The sequence below is a fragment of the Peribacillus sp. SIMBA_075 genome, assembly GCF_046534585.1.
Genome location: NZ_JAWRYN010000153.1, coordinates 1 through 408, shown reverse-complemented (window position 1 = coordinate 408; position 408 = coordinate 1). Strand labels below are relative to the sequence as shown.

Below are 408 nucleotides of genomic sequence, written 5' to 3'. Positions count from 1 at the left end.
ATTTCCCCATTCATATGCTTTTCCAAATGGGACGCCTAATCCTTTGAGTTTCCTCACCCTCGTTCTTGGTAATTTCCCTTGCTTCCATAGGCACATCCTGAGTCTTCTTCGAATCCATGAATCTAAATTCCTCAATACGTTCGGAGTATCAATGAGGGAGAAATACCCTATCCAACCTCTAAGGTATTGCTTTTACTTATTTATTCGGATTTCCATGGGTATCGGTAATTTTCTTGAGGTCATTTCCCTGATTCGTTTCTTTACTCTCTTCACCGTTTGTTTAGCCAGTCGAACCTTCGGGTTCTTCTCTGATATCGTGAAACTAAAACCCAGAAACGTTCTGTTCCAAGGGCGATCATACTTCGACTTCTCGTAGTTGACCTTTAGCTTCAGTTTATTTTCAATGAA

General features: G+C 40.7%; 1 pseudogene. It reads right to left on the bottom strand.

Features of this window, described 5'->3' with window-relative positions:
* Positions 1–408 (bottom strand): annotated as a pseudogene (locus SB775_RS34730) (group II intron maturase-specific domain-containing protein); the annotation flags it as partial.